This is a genomic window from Pseudoduganella sp. jia 12 (assembly GCF_055502675.1).
Genome location: NZ_JBUXKP010000033.1, coordinates 1 through 1,215 on the forward strand (window position 1 = coordinate 1; position 1,215 = coordinate 1,215).

1 rRNA gene is annotated in these 1,215 nt (G+C 50.3%); it reads right to left on the minus strand.

The features are described 5' to 3' along the window. Positions 1 to 1,159 (minus strand): 23S ribosomal RNA (locus ACY65G_RS30550); the annotation flags it as partial. Between the last annotated feature and the right edge of the window lie 56 nt (positions 1,160 to 1,215).

Sequence of the window (1,215 nt, forward strand, 5' to 3'; positions counted from 1 at the left end):
ATATCCGCAGCTTCGGTGACTGGCTTAGCCCCGTTACATCTTCCGCGCAGGACGACTCGATCAGTGAGCTATTACGCTTTCTTTAAATGATGGCTGCTTCTAAGCCAACATCCTGACTGTTTTAGCCTTCCCACTTCGTTTTCCACTTAGCCAATCTTTGGGACCTTAGCTGGCGGTCTGGGTTGTTTCCCTCTTGACACCGGACGTTAGCACCCGATGTCTGTCTCCCAAGCTCGCACTCATCGGTATTCGGAGTTTGCAATGGTTTGGTAAGTCGCGATGACCCCCTAGCCATAACAGTGCTCTACCCCCGATGGTGATACTTGAGGCACTACCTAAATAGTTTTCGGAGAGAACCAGCTATTTCCAAGTTTGTTTAGCCTTTCACCCCTATCCACAGCTCATCCCCTAATTTTTCAACATTAGTGGGTTCGGTCCTCCAGTGCGTGTTACCGCACCTTCAACCTGGCCATGGATAGATCACTTGGTTTCGGGTCTACACCCAGCAACTAGCGCCCTGTTCGGACTCGATTTCTCTGCGGCTCCCCTATTCGGTTAACCTCGCTACTGAATGTAAGTCGCTGACCCATTATACAAAAGGTACGCCGTCACGGAACAAGTCCGCTCCGACTGTTTGTATGCACACGGTTTCAGGATCTATTTCACTCCCCTCCCGGGGTTCTTTTCGCCTTTCCCTCACGGTACTGGTTCACTATCGGTCGATTACGAGTATTTAGCCTTGGAGGATGGTCCCCCCATATTCAGACAGGATTTCTCGTGTCCCGCCCTACTTGTCGCATGCTTAGTACCACCGGTCTGGTTTCGCGTACGGGGCTATCACCCGCTATGGCCGCAGTTTCCAATGCGTTCCACTACCAGTCCGACTATCACATGCAGGCTCTTCCCATTTCGCTCGCCACTACTTTGGGAATCTCGGTTGATTTCTTTTCCTGCAGCTACTTAGATGTTTCAGTTCGCCGCGTTCGCTTCACACACCTATGTATTCAGTGAGTGATGACCTATAAGGCCGGGTTTCCCCATTCGGAAATCTTCGGATCAATGCTCGTTTGTCAGCTCCCCGAAGCTTATCGCAGACTTCTACGTCCTTCATCGCCTGTAATCGCCAAGGCATCCACCATGTGCACTTATTCACTTGTCCCTATAACCTTGACGGCTATAGCTACAAGCATTTACTACTGTGTTTGATGAGTTTTT